Origin of the sequence: Kitasatospora sp. NPDC091257 (assembly GCF_044757675.1) — a bacterium.
Classification (GTDB): Bacteria; Actinomycetota; Actinomycetes; order Streptomycetales; family Streptomycetaceae; genus Kitasatospora; species Kitasatospora lactacystinica.
In genome coordinates this window covers 1-5031 of record NZ_JBIVVI010000682.1, presented here as the reverse complement: position 1 = coordinate 5031, position 5031 = coordinate 1, and the positions used below count along the sequence as shown (strand labels likewise).

The following is a 5031-nucleotide window of genomic DNA, read 5'->3' as shown; positions in this document are numbered from 1 at the left end:
GATAGTGGACGGGTGACTGAGCAGACCCCCGCCCCCGCCAAGCCCGGCCGCCGCACCCTCGGCGTGATGCTGCTGCTGACCGTGCTGAGCGCCGTGCTGGTGCTGACCGCGGTCGGGCGGACCTGGGCCGAGGGCCGGGCCGGCACCCTGGACGTGTCCGTCAGCGGCGGAAAGATCTCCGAACTGCCCGGCGGGCTGGCCCTGGTGGGCCTCGCCGCGGCCGTCGCGGTGTTCGCGGTGCGCGGCGTCGGACGGCTGGCGGTCGGCGCGCTGACGCTGCTGGCCGGGCTGGGCGTGGCCGCCGCCTCGGTGGCCGGTGCGGGTGACACCGCCGCGCTGGACACCGAGGCCGCCCGCAAGCTGGCGCTGACCGGCTCGGCGGCCACCGAGGTCTCGCACACCGCCTGGCCCTGGGTCGCGCTGGTGGGCGGGCTGCTGCTCGTCCTGGCCGGACTGCTCACCCTGCGCTACGGCCGGGGCTGGCCCGCGATGGGCAGCCGCTACGAGGCGCCGACCCGCAAGGCCCCGGCGAAGACCGACACGCCGGGGGACCTGTGGAAGGCCCTGGACCGGGGCGAGGACCCGACCGCGGTGTGAGCTGCGCGCATGTGACGCGATAGACCCGCCACCCGCTTTGGGCCACCGGTGTGTGGCCCGGCACAATGGAACCCGTCAACCCGCCGGCGGCCCCGCAGGCCCGGCCGGGCCCCGAGAGCCAAGGAGCACCACTCAGATGGCAGCAGCAGCACACGGCCACACCCCCGCCGCCTGGACCGGCGTCGTCATCTCCTTCGTCGGCTTCGGCGTCGCGGGCGTCGCGATGATCCTGCCGTCGGTGCTGCTCGTCTGGGTCGGCCTGGCGGTCGTCCTGGCCGGCGGCGTGGTCGGCAAGGCCATGTCCATCGCGGGCATGGGCCAGCAGGCCAGCACCAACGTCTACAAGTCGGCCGAGGAGCAGGTCGCGGCCCGCGAGGCCCGCGTCGCCGTCGCCGCCTGACGACGGGTTCGTCGCACCACACGTTTGTCGTACATCGGAACGGCGGGCGCGCCACGCCCGCCGTTTCGTCGCGTCCGGGCCCGACCCGGGCAGAATCGGGGCGTGACCTCCGCCCCCACCGCTTCCGCCCCGCCGCCCGTGCTGCGCCGGCTGAGCCCGCCGCTGACCGCGCTGGCGGCGGTGGCCGTCCCCACCGCCTACGTCGCCGTGGTGGACCCGAACACCCCCGGGCACTACCCCGACTGCCCTTTCCTGACCGCCACCGGCTGGTGGTGCCCCGGCTGCGGGGGGCTGCGCTGCGTCCACGCGCTGACCCACGGGGACCTCACCGGCGCCCTGCACGACAACGCCGTCGCCGTCCTGCTGTTCGGGGTGCTGGCGGTGCTCTGGCTGCGCTGGGGCTGGGCCGCGCTGACCGGCGGGCCGCCGCCCAGGACCACCGTCGGGGCCCGGCGCTGGGTGCTGATCGCGCTGCTGGTGCTGGTGTTCACCGTGGTGCGGAACTCGTCGGTCGGCGCCGGGCTGGCACCGCCGCTGGTGTGATCGAGCCGTCGAGCCGTCGAGCCGTCGAGCCGTAGAGCCGGCCCGTCGACCGGCGTTCCCGGCCACCGGTCGGCTCCGGCCGGAAGAGCGTCCTAAACCGGTGCGAAGTCCGTCCGAAAACCGGTGGGGGGCCGGTGAAGCCGCAGCTGGGGACCGCCGTTGCGGGCGTCCGGTCCGCGAGACGTGGTTCGAACCGATGCGCCCCCCGCCCCCGGGTGCCGATACCATCGAAGTGCCGGTGGGCCGTCGCCCGCCGACTCGCGCCGACCAACTGGCAGAAAAGATGGGGGCTCCTGAGTGAGTGTGCTCGACTCGATCATCGAAGGGGTCCGCGAGGACCTCGCCGAGCGACAGGCCCGGGTCTCCCTGGACGAGCTCAAGGAGCTCGCCGCCAGGGCACCGGAGGCCAAGGACGGCGTCGCCGCCCTCAGGGGCGACGGGGTCCGGGTGATCTGCGAGGTGAAGCGCTCCAGCCCGTCCAAGGGCGCCCTGGCCTCGATCGCCGATCCGGCCGCCCTGGCGGTCGACTACGCGGCCGGCGGTGCCGCCGCGATCAGCGTGCTGACCGAGCAGCGCCGCTTCGGCGGGTCGCTGGCCGACCTGGACGCCGTCCGCGCCGCGGTGGAGACCCCGCTGCTGCGCAAGGACTTCATCGTCACCGCCTACCAGCTGTGGGAGGCCCGTGCGCACGGCGCCGACCTCGCGCTGCTGATCGTCGCGGCCCTCGACCAGCCGGCCCTGGTGTCGCTGATCGAGCGCGCCGAGTCGATCGGCCTCACCCCGCTGGTCGAGGTGCACGACGAGGAGGAGATCAAGCGCGCGGTGGACGCCGGCGCCCGGATCATCGGCGTCAACGCCCGCAACCTCAAGACGCTCGAAGTGGACCGCAACACCTTCGAGAACGTCGCCCACGCCATCCCGGACGGTATCGTCAAGATCGCCGAGTCCGGCGTGCGCGGCCCGCTGGACGTGATCAACTACGCCAACCTCGGCGCCGACGCGGTACTCGTCGGCGAAACCCTGGTGACCGGCAAGGACCCGCGTGCCGCAGTCGCCGACCTGGTCGCCGCCGGGGCCCACCCCGCCGTCCGGCACAAGGACTGACACCCATCCCATGAAGATCGCCGCCCGACTCGCCCCCGGTTGCCGCCCGCGCGGCTGCCGCGCACCCGCACGCCGGGTGCTGGGGCGTCGGGTGCGGTACGTCATCGGGTGCGAGCCCGGGCAGGTGCCGGGGCGGCGATGGCGCGTGACGTCCGGCTGAATCCGGTCCGGCCGACCTCCGGCCGGGAAGACGTCATCGTCGTCCATCTCCGTTCAAGGGAAACCACCATGTCCGAAAAGGACTACCTGCCCGGCGCCCAGGTGCCGGACGCGCGCGGCTACTTCGGCGCGTACGGCGGCCGCTTCATCCCCGAGGCGCTGGTCGCCGCGGTCGAGCAGGTCGCCGAGGAGTACGAGAAGGCCAAGGCCGACCCGGCCTTCGCCGCCGAGCTCGACGCGCTGCTCAAGGACTACACCGGGCGCCCGAGCCCGCTGACCGACGTGCACCGCTTCTCCGCCGAGGCGGGCGGCGCGCGCGTCCTGCTCAAGCGCGAGGACCTCAACCACACCGGCTCGCACAAGATCAACAATGTGCTGGGCCAGGCGCTGCTCACCAGGCGGATGGGCAAGACCCGGATCATCGCCGAGACCGGCGCCGGCCAGCACGGCGTGGCCACCGCGACCGCCTGCGCCCTGTTCGGCTTCGACTGCACCATCTACATGGGCGAGGTGGACACCGAGCGCCAGGCGCTCAACGTCGCCCGGATGCGGATGCTCGGCGCCGAGGTGGTGGCCGTCAAGTCCGGCAGCCGCACGCTCAAGGACGCCATCAACGAGGCGTTCCGGGACTGGGTCGCCAACGTCGACTCCACCCACTACCTGTTCGGCACCGTCGCCGGGCCGCACCCGTTCCCGATGATGGTCCGGGACTTCCACCGGATCATCGGCGTCGAGGCGCGGCAGCAGGTGCTCGACCGGACCGGCCGGCTGCCGGACGCGGTCGTGGCCTGCGTCGGCGGCGGCTCCAACGCGATGGGGATCTTCCACGAGTTCATCCCGGACGCCGGGGTGCGCCTGATCGGCTGCGAGGCGGCGGGCGAGGGCGCCGAGACGCCCCGGCACGCGGCCACCCTCACCAAGGGCGACCCGGGGGTGCTGCACGGCTCCCGGACGTACGTCCTCCAGGACGAGGACGGGCAGACCGTCGAGTCGCACTCGATCTCGGCGGGGCTGGACTACCCGGGGGTCGGGCCGGAGCACGCCTGGCTGAAGGACACCGGGCGGGCGGAGTACCGGCCGGTCACGGACGACGCCGCGATGCAGGCGCTGCGGCTGCTGTCCCGCACCGAGGGGATCATCCCGGCCATCGAGAGCGCCCACGCGCTCGCCGGGGCGCTGGAGCTGGGGCGCGAGCTCGGGCCGGAGGCGACCATCCTGGTCTCGCTGTCGGGGCGCGGGGACAAGGACATGCACACCGCGGCCGAGTACTTCGGCCTGTACGACGAGCAGGCCGGCGGCGCGGGCGACGGCGCCGCCGAGGGGGGTAAGTGATCATGACTTCCAAGCTGAGCGCCGGCAAGCTGAGCGGTGTCCTGGCGGCCGCCAAGGCCGAGGACCGGGCCGCGCTGATCGGGTACCTGCCGGCCGGGTTCCCGACCGTGGACGGCGGCATCCGGGCGGTCAACGCGCTCATCGAGGGCGGCTGCGACGTGGTCGAGGTCGGGCTGCCGCACTCCGACCCGGTGCTGGACGGCGCGGTCATCCAGACCGCCGACGACATCGCGCTGCGGGGCGGCGTGCGGATCAAGGACGTGCTGCGGACCGTCCAGGAGGTCTCCTCGGCGCACCCCGAGGCCGCGGTGCTCGTGATGACGTACTGGAACCCGGTCGACCGCTACGGCGTGGCGCGGTTCGCGGCGGACCTGGCGGCCGCCGGCGGCGCCGGGTGCATCCTGCCGGACCTGCCGGTGGAGGAGTCCGAGGAGTGGCGCAAGGCGGCGGACGAGCACGGGCTGGACACCGTGTTCGTGGTCGCCCCCAGCAGCAAGGACGCGCGGCTGGCGGAGGTCACGGCGGCCGGGAGCGGGTTCGTGTACGCGGCCGCGGTGATGGGCGTGACCGGGACGCGGTCGGCCGTCGGGTCGATGGCCGAGGACCTGGTCGCCCGGACCCGGGCGACGACGGACCTGCCGGTCTGCGTCGGGCTCGGGGTGTCGGACGCGGTGCAGGCGGCCGAGGTCGCCCGGTTCGCGGACGGCGTGATCGTCGGGTCGGCGTTCGTGAAGCGGATCCTGGCCGCGGGCGAGGACGAGGCGGCGGCGCTGGACGCGGTGCGGGCCCTCGCCGGAGAGCTGGCGCAGGGCGTCCGCAGGAGCTGACGCGGTAGGAACATCCGGCCGACGGCCCTCCACTCCCCGGGGAGTGGAGGGCCGTCGGCTTTTCGCGGG

Annotated in this window: 7 protein-coding genes; all 7 read left to right on the top strand. The window is 74.1% G+C overall.

From position 1 onward, the window contains the following. Nucleotides 1–12: 12 nt before the first annotated feature. The 7 genes from ACIQOV_RS27190 to trpA all read left to right on the top strand — a co-directional run bounded on the left by ACIQOV_RS27190 (nucleotide 13) and on the right by trpA (nucleotide 4962). A complete protein-coding gene (locus ACIQOV_RS27190; RefSeq protein WP_380354812.1) occupies nucleotides 13–597 on the top strand; it encodes a TIGR02234 family membrane protein in 585 nt (194 codons plus the stop codon). 136 nt (nucleotides 598–733) lie between these two features. Beyond that, nucleotides 734–997: an HGxxPAAW family protein gene (locus tag ACIQOV_RS27185; protein ID WP_401052834.1), complete on the top strand. Its 264-nt coding sequence runs from the start codon at nucleotides 734–736 to the stop codon at nucleotides 995–997. Nucleotides 998–1099: 102 nt separating this feature from the next. Further along, nucleotides 1100–1540 (top strand): DUF2752 domain-containing protein, encoded by a 441-nt coding sequence (locus ACIQOV_RS27180; RefSeq protein ID WP_401052831.1) that lies wholly within the window; start codon nucleotides 1100–1102, stop codon nucleotides 1538–1540. A gap of 297 nt (nucleotides 1541–1837) precedes the next feature. Next, nucleotides 1838–2644 (top strand): indole-3-glycerol phosphate synthase TrpC, encoded by an 807-nt coding sequence (gene trpC / locus ACIQOV_RS27175; protein WP_359910194.1) that lies wholly within the window; start codon nucleotides 1838–1840, stop codon nucleotides 2642–2644. A 10-nt stretch (nucleotides 2645–2654) separates the two neighbouring features. Continuing rightward, nucleotides 2655–2804 (top strand): tryptophan biosynthesis modulator TrpM, encoded by a 150-nt coding sequence (gene trpM, locus ACIQOV_RS27170; protein WP_188296911.1) that lies wholly within the window; start codon nucleotides 2655–2657, stop codon nucleotides 2802–2804. A gap of 68 nt (nucleotides 2805–2872) precedes the next feature. Continuing rightward, the gene (trpB, locus tag ACIQOV_RS27165) at nucleotides 2873–4135 is read left to right on the top strand and encodes a tryptophan synthase subunit beta (protein WP_380546877.1); all 1263 of its coding nucleotides are present in this window, start codon (nucleotides 2873–2875) and stop codon (nucleotides 4133–4135) included. A gap of 2 nt (nucleotides 4136–4137) precedes the next feature. Beyond that, nucleotides 4138–4962 carry a tryptophan synthase subunit alpha gene (gene trpA / locus ACIQOV_RS27160; protein WP_401052826.1) on the top strand — a complete coding sequence of 275 codons (825 nt, stop codon included), beginning with the start codon at nucleotides 4138–4140 and terminating at the stop codon, nucleotides 4960–4962. Nucleotides 4963–5031: the final 69 nt, after the last annotated feature.

Bases quoted from the DNA above. Each gene is read 5' to 3' on its own strand.
- ACIQOV_RS27185 (WP_401052834.1), top strand. From the start codon at position 734: ATGGCAGCAGCAGCACACGGCCACACCCCCGCCGCCTGGACCGGCGTC.
- trpM (WP_188296911.1), top strand. From the start codon at position 2,655: ATGAAGATCGCCGCCCGACTCGCCCCCGGTTGCCGCCCGCGCGGCTGC.
- trpB (WP_380546877.1), top strand. From the start codon at position 2,873: ATGTCCGAAAAGGACTACCTGCCCGGCGCCCAGGTGCCGGACGCGCGC.
- trpA (WP_401052826.1), top strand. From the start codon at position 4,138: ATGACTTCCAAGCTGAGCGCCGGCAAGCTGAGCGGTGTCCTGGCGGCC.